Here is an 18333-nt window from a genome sequence, read left to right on the forward strand (position 1 = left end):
CAGCACTGGCGTTATCCGCTATACCTGAATCAACCCGTCCATTTCAGCGCATTTTTCTCATAAATTGGCTTGATTTACAGGAATTTGAACAAAGTTGGCGTGCATTTTGCTTAATTTGCATCATTAACGTTCTTAATTCAGAAACCTATTGCTTTATGAAGATGCCATTGCGCTATTTTAATACAGGATGCCACCGCTAATGGATCAAAGCCCGGCTATCGACTATCGCCTTTTAGTGGACAATTTGACCACTGCCATTTTACTGGTTGACAGCAACCTGAATATTTTTTACCTCAATTCCTCTTGTGAGGCGCTGTTTGATATCAGTTTATTACGTGCTGCCGGACAGCCGGTAATGAATTTACTGCATCTCCCGACCGATGAATTTAATACCTACGAAGCACTACAGAATACTTTAAGCACCGGACAGCCTTATACCCGCCGTGAAGCCACCATTAATGTCAACTTTAAAGACATTCATGTCGATTACACCGCTTCGCAGCTGAATGCCGGCAAAAGCTATCATCCTTTATTGCTGATTGAGCTGAATCCGATTGACCGGATGCTGAAAATTTCCAAAGAAGAAAACCTGATTCAGCAGCATCAGGTGGCGCGGCAGCTGGTGCGCGGCGTGGCGCATGAAATTAAAAACCCGCTGGCCGGCATTCGCGGTGCAACCCAGCTACTGGCGCGCAGTCTGAATGACTCTCAATATGCAGAGTTTACCGACATTATTATTAATGAAGTCGATCGGCTCAGAAATCTGGCCGACACCATGCTCGGTTCACGTCAGTTACCGAGTTACGAACTGGTCAATATTCATGAACCATTGGAACGCGTGCGCTCGCTAATTGCCAACCAGACCAAGAAAAAAGTCAAAATCATCCGGGATTATGACCTGTCGTTACCGGAAGTGATGGCGGATCGTGACCAGCTGATTCAGGTCATGCTGAATATTAGCGTCAATGCGGTACAGGCCATGATGGAAAACAAGGAGTTCTTTGTAGAACATCAACCCGAACTGATTTTAAGAACCCGTATTCAGCGCCTGGTCACCATTAATGGCGTGATTCACCGCTCGGTGGTGCGGGTTGATATTGAAGACAATGGCCCCGGTGTGCCGGAAGAAATTATTGAATCGGTGTTCTATCCGCTGGTTACGGCGCGCGCCAAAGGCACCGGACTGGGCCTGAGCATCGCACAGAATATTATGCATCAACACAACGGAATGATTGAGTGCCAATCTGTTCCAGGAAAAACAATATTTAGCTTATATATACCTTGGGAGTCTAACCATGTCGCGAAATAAAATTTGGGTAATTGATGATGATCGTGCCATGCGCTGGGTACTGGAAAAAACCTTCAAGGAAGAGGGCTTTGACGTCACCAGTTTTGAAGAAGCCCAATCTGCTCTGGAGCAACTGGGTGTCGATGCACCGGATGTAATCCTGACCGATATCCGTATGCCGGGTATTGATGGCCTGACCTTCCTCGGTAAAGTCAAAGCCAGCTATCCGGATTTACCAGTGATTATTATGACTGCACATTCAGATCTGGAATCTGCAGTGTCGAGCTATCAGACCGGCGCCTTTGAATATCTGCCAAAACCGTTTGATATTGATGAAGCGCTGGCGCTGGTGAATCGTGCCATTTTGCATATCACCAAATTACAGCAACAGGAATCAGCCAAAACCGCACAGCCCATTCAGTCGACCGAAATTATTGGTGAATCACCGGCAATGCAGGAAGTATTCCGTGCCATTGGCCGTTTATCACAATCGCATATTACCGTACTGATTAATGGTGAATCGGGTACCGGTAAAGAACTGGTGGCACATGCCCTGCATCGCCATTCACCGCGTAGCAGCAAACCGTTTATTGCGCTCAACATGGCCGCCATTCCGAAAGACCTGATTGAAACCGAATTATTTGGTCATGAAAAAGGTGCATTTACCGGTGCCAACACCCAGCGCCAGGGCCGTTTTGAACAGGCCAATGGCGGCACCTTGTTCCTGGATGAAATTGGCGATATGCCATTTGAAACCCAGACCCGTTTATTGCGCGTATTGGCAGATGGTGAATTTTATCGGGTCGGTGGGCATATTCCGGTGAAGGTAAATGTGCGTATTGTTGCAGCAACGCACCAAGACCTGGAAAAGCTGGTACACGAAGGCCGTTTCCGTGAAGACTTGTATCACCGTCTGAACGTGATCCGGATTCACATTCCAAAACTGGCGCATCGTAGTGAAGATATTCCAATGCTGGCGCAGCACTTCCTGGCGCGTGCCGGTAAAGAGCTAGGCGTGAGCCCGAAAATCTTGCGTCCAGAAACCCAGGAATATATGCAGCAATTGCCTTGGCAAGGCAACGTGCGTCAACTGGAAAACACCTGCCGCTGGTTAACCGTCATGATCACCGGCCGTGAAGTCTATCCGGAAGATTTACCTTCGGAACTGAAACAGATTCCAATTGAAAAATCAGGCGATGTACCGGCCAATCTGCATTTAGATCGCGTTTCAATCCATCACTGGGATGAGCTGCTGGGTCAATGGGCGGTACAGAAACTGAAAAACGGCGAAATGAAAATTCTGGACATCGCCACACCGATGTTTGAACGCACCCTGATTAATGCCGCGCTACAACAAACCCGTGGCCGCAAACGCCATGCCGCTGAACTGCTGGGCTGGGGACGTAATACCCTGACCCGCAAGCTGAAAGAACTGGGCATGGACAGTGCTGATGATGATGTTGAGGAAGAAGTTGAAGGCTAAACCAGTCTCATCTTCATGATAAAAAATAAGCTCCTTCGGGAGCTTATTTTTTTAATTGGATTCTGGTACAGCAATGCCGATATAACGCGATAAATCCTGTACGCCCAAATCGGTGCGAATGATCAGATAATGCGGAAAGCTGGCTGTGGTCAGTTCCTGAAACATATTCAGCTGATCATCATGTGCGTGAATTTCATCGACACTACGCGCCATGGTTGCTTCAAATACATCGGCAATATATTCAAAACCCAAATCCAGCGCCACAAACAGCGTATGCTCACAGGGCTGAATATACTGCTCTTGTGACCAGTCAATAATCGCCTGCTGGCAGCAAGGACAAATCACGTTGGCATCGGCATCGGGCTGTTGAATCAGTTGATAAGACATGTATTGATCATCTCATGGACTTTATCCTTAGTGTAAAGGATTTGTAGCCATAACTTAAGCTCGCCACACATCACAATGGCGAAAAGAGACGCTGCAAAAACCGCATAAATCAAATTGACAGCCCAGAACAATCATAATTTAATCTGCTTATCGTTGCATAAATGGAATAACTACACATGCTTTCGGACCTCGATGATTTTTACTGCTTTGCCCAGGTGGTTGAGCATGGCGGTTTTAGCGCAGCAGAACGTGCAACCGATATCCCCAAATCCAAACTGAGCCGCCGTGTGCACAATCTGGAAGAACGTTTGGGCGTGCGCCTGATTCAGCGTAATTCCCGCCATTTTGCCGTCACTGATATTGGCATGAACGTGTATCGTCATGCGCAAGTAATGATGAATGCTGCCCAAGCCGCGCACGACTTGGTCGATCACCTAAGTATTCAACCGCGTGGTGTAATTAAAGTCAGCTTACCTGTTTCAATTGCACAAAATGAAATTGCCAAAATCTTGCCTGAGTTTTTGAAAGCCTACCCTGAAATTAAAGTACAGCTAATTGTCAGCAACCGTCGTGTCGACATCGTCAACGAAGGGATTGATATTGCACTGCGTGTCCGCTCAAATTTAGATGACGAACCAAGTTTGGTGATTCGCAAATTCAGCAACATCGAACAACATTTATTTGCCAGTCAAGCTTATTTAAACGAATTTGGTGATTTGAAAAAACCTGAAGATTTAAGTCATCATAAAATTTTAAGCATGTCGGATGAGCATTTAGATCAATACATGGTTGTGCATGATCAACAACAGCAACCGAAAAAAATTAAGGTCAATCCTATGGTTATGGGTTCAGACTTAATGATGTTGGCGCAATTGGCACGACAAAATTGCGGCATTGTGCTATTGCCTGACACTATTGTTGAAGATTATGTTGCATCGGGTGAATTGGTTCGCGTTTTATGCGACTGGCATGCGCCTCACGGCATTTTCCACGCCGTCTACCCTTCACGCAGAGGTTTATTACCTGCTGTACGTGTATTTATTGACTATTTGGTCGAAAAACTGACCATTCTTTAGTACAGCGCCCATACGATTTCAGATACTCAACAGCAAAAAAAAAAGCTTATCTAAGACAGATAAGCTTTGAAAATTACAATCTAAAATAAGAAAGTTAAAACAAAGAAACTACAGCAAGTATCTTTGACTTAAATTATAGCGATTGTTTAGTTTTTAACAAGGAGCTTAAAACTAAAGTCTAATTTTTTTATCTAACAGTCTTAACTTGAAAGCATTCACGTATCAAATTTCAGGGTAACTCCCCGTACCTTCCGGCCACGGCGACAGCACTTCAAAGCCGGTTTCAGTCACGGCAATCATATGTTCCCACTGTGCAGAAAGTGACTTGTCGGTGGTCACGACGGTCCAACCATCATTGAGTTCTTTGACTCTGGAGCCGCCGGCATTCACCATCGGTTCAATCGTGAAGACCATACCTGGCTTGAGTTGTAGCCCCTGACCGGGCTGGCCATAGTGCAGTACACTTGGCTGTTCATGATAAATTTTACCAATACCATGCCCGCAATATTCACGCACCACTTTATAGCCGGCCTGCTGCGCGACAGTTTGAATTGCATGACCAACATCGCCTAAAGTCGCACCCGGTTTCACCGCATGAATCCCTGCGACCATTGCCGCATAGGTGGTTTCCACCAGTCTTTTCGCTTCTGGCTTGATCGTGCCAACGTAATACATGCGACTGGTATCGCCGTAGTAGCCGTCTTTAATTACCGCGACATCAATATTGATAATATCACCATCTTGGAGCACAACCGATGCAGATGGAATACCATGACAAACCACTTCATTCGGTGAAATACAGGTGGTTTTGGTATAACCACAATAGCCGACATTGGCCGGAATCACCTGCAAGGTATTGACAATATAGTCATGGCACAGGTCATCTAGATATTCAGTGGTTACACCCGGCTTGATATGCTCCCCGATCATCGCCAAAACCTGAGCAGCCAAACGACCTGAAACACGTAATTTTTCTAAATCCTGCTCGGTTTTAATCGATACGGCAGACGCTCTCATGCTTAAAATCCCCTATGAAACATTTGCTTAGTATAGTCCTTTTCAGTGACTTTTGTTTGATCACAAGCGGTTCCATCTGCCACAAACCCACTACTGCTTAAATATTCAACAATTAAAAACCTTTATATTTATTGACTGTTTTTTCAAATTTATCTTTTGATATTTAACAGTTTTCATCTTTTAAAAATTAAATCAACAATATAGTTTCACTAATTTTTGACAACCCGATCAATTTCCCAAGCCAAGATATAAAAATAATTCATAAGATTTATAAAATAAATTAGCCAAAGCAGTTGCCATGTTCTAGAATCGCTTTCTTTTGTTTAACCGATCTATCTCCCTTATGACGAGTTTACGTACACGGGATATTATTGCCTTAGGTTTAATGACCTTTGCACTATTTATCGGTGCCGGCAATATTATCTTTCCGCCTATTGTTGCACAGCAGGCAGGTGAACACGTTTGGTTAGCAGCTTTCGGCTTTTTAATTACAGCCGTGGGCTTGCCGGTGTTGACCATTATTGCCCTGTCTCGTGTAGAAGGTTCGATCCAGCTTTTAAGTTCGCCACTGGGCAAAGCAGCCAGTCTGATTTTGACCGTGGTGTGTTATTTAGCGGTAGGCCCTTTATTTGCCATTCCCCGTACCGTAACCGTTTCTTATGAAATTGGTTTCTCTTCTTATTTTGGTGCAGCTCCGAGCAGCTTGCTGATTTACAGTCTGATCTACTTTATTGTAGTGACTATTGTTGCGCTGTATCCCAACAAGATTCTGGATACGGTGGGTTATTTCCTGTCGCCCCTGAAAATTTTATCGTTAATTATTCTGGGTGTTGCAGCAACGTTCATTCCCGCGGGTCATATTCCGCCAGCCATTAATAACTATATCAACAGTCCAGTCTCTGAAGGTTTCGTCAATGGTTATTTAACCATGGATACCCTGGGTGCCTTGGTATTTGGTATTGTGATTATTAATGCCATGCGTTCGCGTGGGGTCAGCGATAAAAAGCTGATGACCAAATACGCCATGATTGCCGGACTGATCTCTGGTATCGGTTTAACCCTGGTGTATTTAAGCCTGTTTAAACTGGGCTTGGGCAGTCATGAAGTAGCACCGAATGCAGCCAATGGCGCAGTGATCCTGCATGCCTATGTGCAACATGCTTTTGGTGACTTAGGTTCCCTGTTCTTAAGTGCCATGATTTTCATTGCCTGTATGGTAACCGCGATTGGCCTGACCTGTGCCTGTGCAGAATACTTCTCGCAAATTACCCGCATTAGGTATCGTACTTGGGTATTTGTATTAGTCGGTTTCTCGCTGGTGATTTCCAACCTCGGTCTGACCAAACTGATTGCACTCTCAGTGCCGGTATTAAGCGCGATTTATCCACCTGCGATTGTAGTGATCTTACTGGGCTTTTTCTGGAAAAACTTCCATTCTCCAGCGCGTGTAATTCGTCCGGTCACCGCAGTAGCCTTATTCTTTGGCGTGATTGATGGCTTAAAAGTAGCGGGTCTAGATGGCTTTTTACCTGAAGCTTTACTGAACTTACCATTAAGCGCGCAAAACCTGGCCTGGCTGATTCCATCTACCATTGTCCTGCTGATTTGTATTGTGATCGACAAGGTTAAACACTAAGCCTTAACCCGAGTCGTTAAAGTCTGGTTTTACCCAAACCCGATTTTAAATTGCTCAATAATGGTCAAGTTTTACCCAAACTGACTCTTATTGTGTCACTTTCTTTCAGTCTGGTTTAGCTCAATCTTGCTCAACTTCCAGGTCAATTGAAGTAAGCTCATCCACTTTCGCTTCTCCTCATTCTCTGAAACCCTTCAATTCAGCGCAATGCTGCTCTTTACCCTCTTTTTGCATACCTTCTACCAAAGCCTAATAGCTGCCCTATTGTTAAGCTGGCATAAATAATGCTACATCTTTACTCACTTCTTTACAGTGATGCCCTAATATTCCGTAAATAAATGAACTGAATTTGAGCATTTATTTATACACACTATGTTCTTTCAAAATATTGCGATAGGCGCTTGAAATACACTGCAATTCGCAGTACAACTAAACAAACTAATCCGATCAAAATAGTCTGTTTTTGATCAAAATACAGGAGGGATGGAGATGTTATCATTACATTTCAATAAGCAAGTCTTCATTAACGCTCTGAAGGCAAATAACAATTTAGTGACTTTCCTCAGCACCACCTTTGCACTGCTGCTGACGCTGGTCTTTCAAGGATTGATTCAGGGTAACCTGAAACCGGCATATTTTATGTACGCACTAATCGTCTGTATCGCCTTCTATATTTGGGCTGTGGTCGATGAAAAATATCGACAGCCGGCTCCCATCGATCAGCACAACTCTTAATTTTTAACCGACCCAGATGGATGAGCCTTCATCCATCTGCTCAGAATGAGATAAATATTTTTTATACGTCTTGGCAACACTCGCTTAAGCCCATAAATATAATCCCGCACCCACCACCAGTAGCAAGGTGGCCAGCACCTCACCCAGTACCAGCAGCAACATCGCCAGACTCATTAAGCTTTTCGGCAGATGCCATTTACCCAACTGATGCGGAGTTTTAAACTGATTGGTGGTGTCCTTTAAATAACCATGCAGTGCATAGCTCAAAATCGAAAAAGCAAAGAAAAACAGGTTAATTGCCACCAGTAGCAAATTCAGTTCGGTGGACCATACCGAAAAATAAGCCATGGCTGCCAGAATCAGACTGGCCGGCGCATAGAGCAAACTGCTACGATGCGCAATATCGACATAATAATGAGCACGCGCCTGTGGTGAATGCCGAATCTGCCAGTATTTCCATACCCCGGTCAGCATGCCCACCCATAAAAATATACCGCTGGCCAGAATCGCCCCTTTCACCGCAACATCAAGATCCATTGCATTCATTTCGTTTTGTCCTTATTTGAATTGCCTGTCCGCATGACCCCAAAGTCAGAGATTGCAACTGCATTCACAGCAAACTCCTTTACATTAGAGTCATTCACTTTTTTTAATGTTCATCCTATGACTTCGTTTGACCCCGTCCATATTACCTGCGCAGATGGCTATCAGCTGAGTGGGCGCTTCTACACCCATCAGGCTAAAAAGCAGCCTTACCCTGTTCTAATTTGTCCCGCGACTGGCATCACGCAAGGGTTTTATCATCCTTTTTCCGAATGGTTAAGCCAGCAAGGTTATGACGTGCTCAGTTTTGATTTTCGCGGTATTGGCGGCTCTTTACAAGGGAAATTAAAGCACTCGCAAGCCAGTATTGTCGATTGGGGCCAACTGGACATTGCAGCCGGCATCGAGCATCTATTGCAACTGAGCCAGGCCGAACAGGTGATTTTATTGGGACATAGTGCTGGCGGCCAGCTGCTGGGGATTTGCCCCAACCATGCCAAGGTAGCCAAAGTTGTAGCGGTATCGGGTTCGACTGGTCATGTCAAAGGTCTTAAGGGACGCACCAAATTACTGGCGCCGCTGATGTTTCAGGTCATTTTCCCAATTGCTCGTATTACCCATGGATATGGCCCGACCCAGGCTATTGGTATGGGTGAAAATTTACCGAAAAATGTGGCCCGGCAATGGGCAGAGTTTTGCGGCAAACCCGGTTATGTGATCAATGCTATTGGTAAAAGTGTATTTGAAGATTTTCATGCTGACATCCGTAGCCCGATGAGCGTACTCTGGAGTTCCGATGACGAAATTGCCACTGAAGCCAACGTCAAAGATTTACTGCGCCTTTATCCCAATGCTTCTACCCGGATGATTGAACTAAAACCACAGCAGTATGGTCATAAAACAATTGGTCATATGCTGATGTTTAAACGCTCTCACCAGAACCTGTGGCCGGTGATTGCGGCCGAGTTACGTATCTAAAACTGCAACTCTCTTGAAAAAAGATGAGCTTTAAATAAACACCAGAACAGAAAAAGCCCCACATCAGTGAGGCTTTTTTGATTTACCAACTTTTGGCAATTAAGCGTAGGTAATCATCACGGTTTTAATGCGGTTACCTTCCAGCTCGGTGACTTCAAAGTGTACGCCCTGATAGTCCAGATGCGTACCGACTTGTACATCGCCCTGGGTTTTATCCAAGATTAAGCCGGCAACACTAATATAGCCTGCATCTTCTTCCACCAGATCCAGCATACCCAGTTCCAGCTCAAGCTGATAAACGTCCAGCATACCGGTCGCTTTCCAGGTGGTCTCGTTAACACGGATTAAATCTGGCTGTTCATCGGCATCCGGGAACTCACCGGCAATCGCTTCAAACACATCCAGCGGCGAAATCAGACCTTGCACATTACCAAACTCGTCACTCACCAATACCAATGAACCTTTTGAAGTACGCAAAGTATTGATCGCATCAATGACTTTCATTTTTTCAAAAATGTAAATTGGACGGTGACGTTTCACCAGCGCCTTAAAGGCTTCTTCATCATCTAGCACATCCAGTAGCTCTTTGGCACGAACAATACTGATGACTTTGTCAAGGCTACCACGACACACCGGGAATAAACTGTGCGGTACCGACAATACCTGCTCACGAATCTGTTCTGGTGTATCTTCAATGTTCACCCAGGAAATCTGGTTACGCGGCGTCATAATCGACGCAACCGAACGTTCTGCCAGCGTTAATACGCCGCCAATCATATAACGTTCTTCATGCGCAAAGGTTTCTTGTGCTTCGCTTGAATGCATGTCCGTAGTTTCAATACGACCGCCCATTAACTTCAGAATCGAATCTGCAGTACGGTGACGCAGTGGAATTTTCGCTTCATGTTTTGCCGCATTACGCTGACCAAACTGGTTAAAGGCTTCAATGGCAATGGCTACACCAATACCTGAATAGATATAACCTTTCGGAATGTGGAAACCAAAACCTTCTGCAATCAGGCTGATACCAATCAACAGCAGGAAGCTTAAACACAGGATTACCACGGTTGGATGACGGTTAACAAAGGCCGTTAACGGTTTAGACGCCAGTAGCATCACCGCCATCGCTACAATCATGGCAGCCATCATCACATAGATGTTGTCGACCATACCAATTGCGGTAATAACAGAGTCTAAAGAGAATACGGCATCCAAAATTACGATCTGGGCAACCACTGCGGTGAAGCTGGCATAAACCACATTGGTGGTCACTTTAACTTCCGGCTTGCCTTCCATCTTCTCGTGTAATTCGGTCACAGCCTTATAGACCAGGAACAAACCACCGAACAGGAGAATCAAATCCCGCCCTGAGAATGTTAAATCAAATATCGAAATAAGCGGTTGAGTCAAGGTGACTAACCAAGAGATTGCGAATAATAACCCCAAACGCATGAGCAAAGCCAAAGACAAGCCAATCACACGGGCTTTATCACGCTGCTCAGGAGGTAATTTTTCTGCCAGAATGGCAATAAAGACTAGGTTATCAATACCTAGAACAATTTCTAAAATAATAAGTGTTATTAAACCAACCCAAATTCCCGGATCTAATAAAAACTCCATTAGTTCATCTCTCCGATAGGGTTAGCGTGTAATTCGAAATGTAGACCTGGGCCCGGCGACGGATCCATAAATTTAACCTTTTCAACTGTAGATAAAAACATTATGCATAATCTTCTATTTTTGTAATCATTTTTTCGGAATTTTTTTGGTAAATTCCTGTATTGATTAAATTAAGCCAAGTTTTCTGCTTAAAAAAAAAGTACAAGTTTGTAATTAAATTTCAGGTTTTATTAAAACTTCCAAAGAGAGATAAATGACTGCAATCAGAGCAAAAATCGGGGCTAGATTTCACAACTTAAATATAAATATTTGATTTTTATTATTTTATTAAAAAATAAATTCCAAGATATTATTTTTCTATCTAAAAGACTCAAATTTCTAGTATTGAGATAAATGTAGCCCAGTTTTCAATTTGTTACTTTTACTTAAACGGTTTGAAAGTAAATCCTGAAGAAAGATAAGCAAGTCCCTAACCTCAATGCTTCACTCTTAACATCATCATGATCATTTTCATGCAAAAAATAACGAATAAAAATATATGACAATACAACAAATATACGTTTATCAAAGTACTGCGCGAGAGAGGTGTCACGCTCTATCAGTTGCTATTTCAAGCAGAAAAAAACAGCCAATTAAGATCAAGTGAAAATGGTTGTTTTTTTAGGAGACAAGACTTTGGGGTGTTTTAGGCAGAATGATTGCTGGATAAAACCTTCATCCTCATTACTCATCTAAACCACTTTAAAAATACGCATCTTTAAGATGAAATACTGAAGTTTACACAGAAGATTGTGACCATTTATCAGGACTAAAATAGGGATGATCTCTCCCTAACTATCCCAGTCTAAGCCAGCTGATCTCCCGATAAAAACGCTTTGACTGAGCCTTTTATTGACGAATACGATTAAAACGACTTGCTAAGCATATGACATTTCAAATAAAATGTGATGGGATTTCACACAAATACAATTAAAAATGCAAGGAATAACTAAATGACCAAGAAATATTCCAAATTTCTGCCTTCTACTGAAGACTTCAATATTGAGCAGTTTCCTTATTACTGGGTAACCCAAGTCCATGCTCAATATGTGTTAAATGTCGATCATGCACTCAAGAAATATGGTCTGGATAACTCACGCCGCCGCATTCTGATTGCGCTAAAAGCCAAACCGAATGCCAGCGTTTCCGACCTGTCAGACATGGTGGTATCAAAGATGTCGACCACCACCAAAATTGTCTATCGCCTGAAAGAAGAAGGCCTGGTGGAAACCTACTCCTGTGAAGATGATGCACGCATCACCCGGGTTATTTTGACCGATCAGGGCCATGCCATGACCGAAAAAATCAATGACCTGACCGGTGTGGTACTGGAACAGTCCTTTGAAGGTTTAACCCCGCTACAGATTGAAAAAATGATGGACAGTTTGCGTCATATTTTTAATAACTTATCGCGTTAATCATCCAGCATTCTGCACACTGCTTATGACAAAGAATCGAAAAAGTTCAGTTGGGGACTAACTTTTTCGATTTTTATTTTTGGCACATGCGAACATTCAAACTCTTCAACCGGAAAGCCTTCGACAAAACGCTGAATATCCGGCTGAGTTTGACCAAGCCATTCCTGCAAACGTGCATGTGGAATCACAATTACCGAACGTTTTACATTGCCCGGCTCATGAAAGTCTTTCATCATTGGATGGTCAATTGCATCCATGGTAATCATGGTGCAGGAACGAATAATCTCATCCTGAATTTTGCAAATTTCATATAAAGCCGCAATATAAAATGCCTGCCCATCTTTACGGCGCACGCCCCAGCGCTGCGGTTTATTGTCAATATATTTGGACTCATAAAACTCCGTTACCGGAATGACCCCAAACTTGCGTTTCAGCACCGCTTCCTGAAAGCTGGGTTTCTGTAACAGGGTTTCATTACGGGCATTATAGGTTTTATGGGCAATGCTCTTATCTTCCGCCCATTTGGGTACCAAACCAAACATCACCTTACGCCATTCCAGTCCCTGTTCAGATTTGAACAGCAACGGCAAGTGATAGCCCGGATAGACCTCATCTTCATATTCAAAAGGAATATCCGGGAGATTTAAATCCTGTCGCTGTTGTGGCGTAAGCGGTTTAAAGTTGGCACACATGGCAATATGGCTGCTCAGTTTAGACAGCTCTATTATACGCCTTCAGGCGGTTAAGTTGCGCCTACGCTTTAACTAGGTAGCGTTAACCAGTGGGTGCGACAAAACTCTTCTAAGACCCATTGACCATTAAAACGCCCCAGACCGGAATTTTTCTCGCCACCAAAAGGCGCATTCGGATAATCCGCCACGGTAATGGCATTGATATGCGTCATCCCAGCGTCAATTTTTAAGGCAAAGGCTTTGGCACGTTCAATATTGGCGCTACAGACCGCGCTCGATAAGCCAAAACGTGTGGCATTGGCCAGCATCAGTGCTTCAGCTTCATTTTGCGCTTTAATCACCGGCAGTACCGGCCCAAAACTTTCTTCTTGCGCCAGACTCGACGCCGGGTCAACATCAATAAAAATATGCGGTGGAATCACATGACCGCGCGTGGCACCTTGCAGTACCAGCGTCGCGCCAGCCTCTTGTCCTTGCTGGATAATATGCTGAATCTTCTGCACCTGATCGCGGTTAATAATTGGGCCAATCACTGTAGTATCTTCATTCGGATCACCAAAAGGAATGCTTTTACTGCGTTCAACCAGTTTACCGACAAAACTGTCATGCACTTTTGCATCAACAATAATGCGGTTGGTACTCATGCAAATCTGCCCCTGATGCAAAAAGCGCCCCATCACCGCCAGTTCTACCGCCAAGTCCAGATCGGCATCATCCAGCACCACCAAAGGTGCGTTTCCGCCCAGCTCCAGCGCCAGCCGTTTTAAATTCGGACTGCCCACTGCCAATTGCCCTACGCGCTTGCCCACTTCGGTGGAACCAGTAAAGGAAATCAGTTTCGGCACTTCATGTTCCACAAAATAATCACCGATTTCACTACCTGCACCTGCCAGCACACTAAGGCTGCCCACTGGTGCACCGGCTTCTTCAAACAGTTTCGCCAGCAGCAAGCCACCGGTAATTGGCGTATCACTGGCCGGTTTCAGTACCACAGTGTTGCCCAGTGCCAACGCCGCCGCCACCGAACGCATACTTAAATGAAAAGGAAAATTCCATGGGCTAATTACCGCCACCACGCCCAGTGGTTTACGTACCGCATAGCTTTGACGGGTCGAATCGGGAGATGGTAGTTCCTGAGTTAACATACGCTCCGGGAAAGTCGAGCTTTCTTTTAAAATGCCTATTGCAGCATCGACTTCAATATTGGCTTTTAAACGGGTACTGCCCGACTCCTGAATCAGCCAGTCGATAATTTCCTCCCGACGCGCCTGAATAATCTCAATCACACGCAGCAGCAGATTTTTTCGCGCTTCAGCTGAACTGTCTGCCCACTTTGCGGCATACTCCAAAGCCGCCGCATAGGCACTGTCAACATCGACAATACTGGCACCTTGTAATTTTAAAATGCTTTCTTGGGTATAAGGATTCAGATTGTCCAGGATTCGGGTTGAAGTGCCCTTGATCCATTCACCGGCAATAAACTGTTGATCAAGAAATTGATACGCGCCCATAACATCTTCCAGATTTTGATGATTTCCCTCACTCTAAAAGGTCTGCACAGAAAGTTCTAGTGCTATTCGGTGTGTAATTATTGCCATAAAAAAAGCCTTCCGAAGAAGGCTTTTTTAGATCAGGCAAATTCAGGATTAGTCACCTGTATAGCCTTTTAATTTTAAACGTGCTGCGTGCAATAGCGGCTCGGTATAACCTGCTGGCTGCTCGCCACCTTTGAAGATCAGGTCAGACGCTGCCTGGAATGCAACGTTGTTGGCAAAGTCTGCTGCCATTGGCGTGTACAGTGGATCGTTGGCATTTTGCTCATCCACAATTTTCGCCATACGTTGCATCACTTCTTCAACCTGTGCACGCGTGACGATACCGTGACGTAACCAGTTAGCAACGTGCTGAGAAGAAATACGTAAAGTTGCGCGGTCTTCCATAAGGCCAACATCGTTGATGTCTGGAACTTTCGAACAGCCCACACCCAGGTCAACCCAACGAACCACATAACCTAGGATACCCTGACAGTTATTTTCAAGCTCTTTCAGTTTCTCTTCGTCAGACCAGTTGGTGTCTGTTGCCAGTGGTGGCGTTAACAGGTCATCTAATGGCAGCGCTTCAGTCGCAAGCAGTTCCTGCTGACGGTTCGCGACATTAATTTGATGGTAGTGAATCGCGTGAACCACTGCACCTGTTGGTGATGGAACCCATGCACAGCTTGCGCCCGCTTCTGGATGTTCAGTCTTGGTTTTGTACATGTCTAGCAGCATGTCTGGTTTAGGCCACATGCCTTTACCAATCTGTGCTTTACCACGTAAACCGGTTTGCAGACCGACCATCACGTTACGGTTTTCGTACGCTGGGAACCATTTTTGGCCTTTGATTTCGCCTTTACGAACGAATGGACCCGCTTCCATGAAGGTATGGATTTCGTCACCAGTACGATCCATGAAGCCTGTGTTAATGAAGATGGTACGGTCTTTCGCCTGTGCAATACAGTTCTTCAGGTTCACAGAAGTACGACGTTCTTCATCCATGATACCAATTTTTAAAGTCTTCGCAGGTAAGCCTAGCGCCTGTTCAGCACGTTCAAACAACTCAACTGCAAATGCCACTTCTTCTGGACCATGCATTTTTGGCTTCACGATGTACATTGAACCTTTACGCGAGTTCTTGATCGTGTTTTCACCGCGGATGTCAGCCACGGTAAGCAGAGGTGTTACCAATGCATCCATGATGCCTTCATAAATTTCTTCACCATCGACCAGAATCGCCGGGTTGGTCATCAAGTGACCTACGTTACGAAGCAGCATCAATGAACGGCCATGAACCTTGGTTTCACCGCCTTCAACATTTTTGAAGGTACGGTCAGCATTGAGTTTACGGGTAATGGTTTTACCATTTTTCTCAATCGACTCTTCCAGTGTACCTTTCATCAGGCCTAACCAGTTACGGTAGCCTTCTACTTTTTCTTCAGCATCAACCGCTGCAACAGAGTCTTCCAAGTCTTGGATTGTTGTTACTGCAGCTTCAAGAACTACGTCTTTAACACCAGCAGCATCATTTTGGCCAATTGGGCTGTTGGCATCAATCTGGATGATGACATGCAGGCCGTTATTTTTCAGCACAACTTCAGTTGGTGCAGCCGCTTCGCCATTATAACCGACAAATTTAGCAGCATCTGCAACAGTCGTAGTTGAGCCATCTTTCAGGCTAACAACCAATGCATTACCTTCAACCGCATATTTTGTTGCATCTGCGTGTGAACCTTGCGCCAACGGGAAAGTTTCATCCAGGAAGTTTTTCGCGAATGCGATAACTTTCTCACCACGTTTCGGGTTATAGCCTTTGCCTTTTTCTGCGCCATCTTCTTCAGAGATTACGTCAAAGCCGTATAGTGCGTCATATAGAGAACCCCAACGTGCATTGGCTGCGTTCAGGCAGTAACGCGCATTACGTACAGGGACAACTAACTGTGGGCCTGCCAGTAATGCAATTTCTTCATCTACATTTTCAGTCGTAATTTGAAAATCTTCTACTTCTGGTAATAAGTAGCCAATTTCAGACAAGAAGGCTTTGTAAGCTTCTAGTTCAAATGTGTTATTGCGATGCCATTCGTCAATCTTCGCTTGCAGATCATCACGTTTGGCAAGCAATGCCTTGTTCTTAGGCGTAAGGTCGACAACGACTTGCTCAAAGTTTTTCCAGTAGGTGTCACTGTCTAAACCAGAACCTGGTAATGCTTCATTTTCGATGAAATCGTAAAGTTCTTTAGCAATCGCTAACTTGCCTTTTTGAATACGTGCAGTCATTGTCTTTCCTGATATTGCTACTTTTTATACAAGAGATTCTAGTATACCGATTTATATTTGGCTGAATAGTATTATCACATTGCTAAATAGTGATCATTTTTTATTAAATAAATGTTGCTATTTAAAAATAAAATAATCTTAGGATGTGACATTATCATTAAGCGAAATATATAACCTACAGTGTATAAAGTTTTTGAAATGTCGGAATTAGACTTAAGTTCAGAATTGTAAAGAAAATTCGGCACTTCAGCCCTTCCGGGTTTTATTATTAGCCAAGATTAAGCCATGAATTGAACAAAATGTCGATAAAAGCAGCAAAGATTTTTTGCTACAAAAAAAAGCGCCCGGTTGGACGCTTTTTAAATATGTCGAATTCAGTATTAAGATGCTTCAGTCGATGCACCCGCAGCTGAAATCTGACGATGCGCTGCATGTAAATAATCATCTGACTGCATTTCCAGCAAACGTGAACGCGTCCGTTCAATTTCAAAGGCCAGTTTTTCACCCTGATACAGTTCAATAATCGAATCTTCAGAGGTTAATAGCAGTTTTACACCACGATCATAAAACTCATCGACCAGATAAATAAAACGGCGTGTACCATCGGCCAGATAATCGGTTAAATGCGGCACATTGCTGACCAGCACGGTATTGTACAGGTTAGCAATTTCAATATAGTCAGCCGGGCTACGCGGTTTCAGGCACATTTCCGAGAATTCACACCACAGCACATCTTCAGTATGCGCCACCGTTTCAATTAAACGGTTGTTGATGGTAATGGGCTCATCCGAATGGGTTTGGGTATGAGTCAGCGCATCAAAACGTTGCGCCATCCAGACATTATGATCATGTGTCAGCGGCGATTTAAACAGTTGCGCCTGTTTTAACACGCGTAAACGGTAATCCACTCCTGCATCGACATTTAAAATGGCACAGTTCTTTTTCACCATTTCAATGGTTGGAATAAAGCGGTCACGGTGAATACCATTTTTATACAAGCCATCTGGCGCGATGTTTGAGGTGGCCACCAAAGTAATACCGCGATTAAACAGCTTCTGGAACAGGTCGCTGAGAATCATGGCATCGGTCACGTTAGATACAAAGAATTCATCAAAACAGATGATCACCGCATCTTTATAAATCTGGTCAGCCACTGTATCGAGCGGGTTACGCTGCCCTGACAGTTTGTTCAGTTCACGATGCACATGCTGCATAAAGTGATGGAAGTGCATACGGATTTTGCGGCGAAACGGAATTGATTCATAGAACTGGTCCATCAGCCAGGTTTTACCGCGTCCAACCCCACCCCACATATACACACCGCGCGGAGATGTCTGACGACGAAAACGGCGAAAGGCCTTTTTCGAGGCTTTATAACGCTGAATTAACTCTTGCCACACCCGATCCAGCTCGTGTACCGCTTCGGCCTGTGCTTCATCTGGCATGAACTGCCCCGACGCCAACGCCTGTGCATAGCGTTCTGCCGGAGACAATGGAGTATATGCTGTGTTGTGGGATGAGTTGAAGTCAGACATATTATTCAGTACTTTTGGGGTTAATAAATGATAACGAAGATAACCGCCGCACAATATACCACTTTGGGTTTAAA

Annotated in this window: 15 protein-coding genes; 7 read left to right on the top strand and 8 right to left on the bottom strand. The window is 44.4% G+C overall.

All coding sequences use genetic code 11. From position 1 onward, the window contains the following. The first annotated feature begins 199 nt into the window (after positions 1-199). The gene (gene glnL, locus VF685_RS01400; protein ID WP_005177582.1) at positions 200-1309 is read left to right on the top strand and encodes a nitrogen regulation protein NR(II); all 1110 of its coding nucleotides are present in this window, start codon (positions 200-202) and stop codon (positions 1307-1309) included. Beyond that, positions 1296-2771 (top strand): nitrogen regulation protein NR(I), encoded by a 1476-nt coding sequence (gene glnG / locus VF685_RS01405; RefSeq protein ID WP_163141959.1) that lies wholly within the window; start codon positions 1296-1298, stop codon positions 2769-2771. Before glnL ends, glnG begins: the two co-directional genes overlap by 14 nt. 51 nt (positions 2772-2822) lie before the next feature. Here the strand turns inward: glnG and VF685_RS01410 are convergent, their stop codons facing one another. Beyond that, on the bottom strand, positions 2823-3158 hold the full coding sequence (locus VF685_RS01410) for a hypothetical protein (RefSeq protein ID WP_005177579.1): 336 nt from the start codon (positions 3156-3158) through the stop codon (positions 2823-2825). 176 nt (positions 3159-3334) lie between these two features. On the opposite strand from VF685_RS01410, the gene VF685_RS01415 reads away from it, so the two are divergent. Continuing rightward, entirely contained in the window at positions 3335-4234 is a 900-nt protein-coding gene (locus VF685_RS01415; RefSeq protein ID WP_286384791.1) for a LysR substrate-binding domain-containing protein, read from the top strand. A gap of 222 nt (positions 4235-4456) precedes the next feature. Here the strand turns inward: VF685_RS01415 and map are convergent, their stop codons facing one another. Beyond that, positions 4457-5251 carry a type I methionyl aminopeptidase gene (map, locus tag VF685_RS01420; RefSeq protein WP_163170068.1) on the bottom strand — a complete coding sequence of 265 codons (795 nt, stop codon included), beginning with the start codon at positions 5249-5251 and terminating at the stop codon, positions 4457-4459. A gap of 343 nt (positions 5252-5594) precedes the next feature. Here map and brnQ point away from each other — a divergent pair, with 343 nt between their 5' ends. Further along, positions 5595-6887, top strand: a complete 1293-nt coding sequence (gene brnQ, locus VF685_RS01425) for a branched-chain amino acid transport system II carrier protein (RefSeq protein ID WP_127799491.1) — start codon at positions 5595-5597, stop codon at positions 6885-6887. A 489-nt stretch (positions 6888-7376) separates the two neighbouring features. Then, positions 7377-7622, top strand: coding sequence for a hypothetical protein (locus VF685_RS01430; RefSeq protein ID WP_005177570.1), 246 nt, complete (start codon positions 7377-7379; stop codon positions 7620-7622). Between the two features lie 84 nt (positions 7623-7706). Here VF685_RS01430 and VF685_RS01435 read toward each other — a convergent pair whose 3' ends face one another. Then, on the bottom strand, positions 7707-8168 hold the full coding sequence (locus VF685_RS01435; RefSeq protein ID WP_005177567.1) for a hypothetical protein: 462 nt from the start codon (positions 8166-8168) through the stop codon (positions 7707-7709). A gap of 117 nt (positions 8169-8285) precedes the next feature. Between VF685_RS01435 and VF685_RS01440 the strand changes: the two genes are divergently transcribed. Beyond that, positions 8286-9143: an alpha/beta hydrolase family protein gene (locus VF685_RS01440; RefSeq protein ID WP_168384125.1), complete on the top strand. Its 858-nt coding sequence runs from the start codon at positions 8286-8288 to the stop codon at positions 9141-9143. Between the two features lie 99 nt (positions 9144-9242). Here VF685_RS01440 and VF685_RS01445 read toward each other — a convergent pair whose 3' ends face one another. Continuing rightward, positions 9243-10763, bottom strand: a complete 1521-nt coding sequence (locus VF685_RS01445) for a TerC family protein (protein WP_005177562.1) — start codon at positions 10761-10763, stop codon at positions 9243-9245. Between the two features lie 992 nt (positions 10764-11755). Here VF685_RS01445 and VF685_RS01450 point away from each other — a divergent pair. Continuing rightward, positions 11756-12220, top strand: coding sequence for a MarR family winged helix-turn-helix transcriptional regulator (locus VF685_RS01450; RefSeq protein WP_005177561.1), 465 nt, complete (start codon positions 11756-11758; stop codon positions 12218-12220). 23 nt (positions 12221-12243) lie between these two features. On the opposite strand, the gene VF685_RS01455 is transcribed toward VF685_RS01450, so the two are convergent. The 4 genes from VF685_RS01455 to zapE form a co-directional block, all read right to left on the bottom strand. Next, the gene (locus VF685_RS01455; protein ID WP_005177558.1) at positions 12244-12912 is read right to left on the bottom strand and encodes an SOS response-associated peptidase; all 669 of its coding nucleotides are present in this window, start codon (positions 12910-12912) and stop codon (positions 12244-12246) included. Between the two features lie 68 nt (positions 12913-12980). Continuing rightward, on the bottom strand, positions 12981-14423 hold the full coding sequence (locus VF685_RS01460) for an aldehyde dehydrogenase family protein (protein ID WP_286384788.1): 1443 nt from the start codon (positions 14421-14423) through the stop codon (positions 12981-12983). Between the two features lie 135 nt (positions 14424-14558). Next, positions 14559-16724 carry a malate synthase G gene (locus tag VF685_RS01465; RefSeq protein WP_205779736.1) on the bottom strand — a complete coding sequence of 722 codons (2166 nt, stop codon included), beginning with the start codon at positions 16722-16724 and terminating at the stop codon, positions 14559-14561. 380 nt (positions 16725-17104) lie between these two features. Continuing rightward, a complete protein-coding gene (zapE, locus tag VF685_RS01470) occupies positions 17105-18259 on the bottom strand; it encodes a cell division protein ZapE (protein ID WP_005177549.1) in 1155 nt (384 codons plus the stop codon). Between the last annotated feature and the right edge of the window lie 74 nt (positions 18260-18333).

The sequence above is a fragment of the Acinetobacter sp. Brlt_5 genome (assembly GCF_051949055.1).
Lineage (GTDB): Bacteria > Pseudomonadota > Gammaproteobacteria > Pseudomonadales > Moraxellaceae > Acinetobacter > Acinetobacter indicus.

Bases quoted from the DNA above. Each gene is read 5' to 3' on its own strand.
- glnL (WP_005177582.1), top strand. From the start codon at position 200: ATGGATCAAAGCCCGGCTATCGACTATCGCCTTTTAGTGGACAATTTG.
- glnG (WP_163141959.1), top strand. From the start codon at position 1,296: ATGTCGCGAAATAAAATTTGGGTAATTGATGATGATCGTGCCATGCGC.
- VF685_RS01410 (WP_005177579.1), bottom strand. From the start codon at position 3,158: ATGTCTTATCAACTGATTCAACAGCCCGATGCCGATGCCAACGTGATT.
- VF685_RS01415 (WP_286384791.1), top strand. From the start codon at position 3,335: ATGCTTTCGGACCTCGATGATTTTTACTGCTTTGCCCAGGTGGTTGAG.
- map (WP_163170068.1), bottom strand. From the start codon at position 5,251: ATGAGAGCGTCTGCCGTATCGATTAAAACCGAGCAGGATTTAGAAAAA.
- brnQ (WP_127799491.1), top strand. From the start codon at position 5,595: ATGACGAGTTTACGTACACGGGATATTATTGCCTTAGGTTTAATGACC.
- VF685_RS01430 (WP_005177570.1), top strand. From the start codon at position 7,377: ATGTTATCATTACATTTCAATAAGCAAGTCTTCATTAACGCTCTGAAG.
- VF685_RS01435 (WP_005177567.1), bottom strand. From the start codon at position 8,168: ATGAATGCAATGGATCTTGATGTTGCGGTGAAAGGGGCGATTCTGGCC.
- VF685_RS01440 (WP_168384125.1), top strand. From the start codon at position 8,286: ATGACTTCGTTTGACCCCGTCCATATTACCTGCGCAGATGGCTATCAG.
- VF685_RS01445 (WP_005177562.1), bottom strand. From the start codon at position 10,763: ATGGAGTTTTTATTAGATCCGGGAATTTGGGTTGGTTTAATAACACTT.
- VF685_RS01450 (WP_005177561.1), top strand. From the start codon at position 11,756: ATGACCAAGAAATATTCCAAATTTCTGCCTTCTACTGAAGACTTCAAT.
- VF685_RS01455 (WP_005177558.1), bottom strand. From the start codon at position 12,912: ATGTGTGCCAACTTTAAACCGCTTACGCCACAACAGCGACAGGATTTA.
- VF685_RS01460 (WP_286384788.1), bottom strand. From the start codon at position 14,423: ATGGGCGCGTATCAATTTCTTGATCAACAGTTTATTGCCGGTGAATGG.
- VF685_RS01465 (WP_205779736.1), bottom strand. From the start codon at position 16,724: ATGACTGCACGTATTCAAAAAGGCAAGTTAGCGATTGCTAAAGAACTT.
- zapE (WP_005177549.1), bottom strand. From the start codon at position 18,259: ATGTCTGACTTCAACTCATCCCACAACACAGCATATACTCCATTGTCT.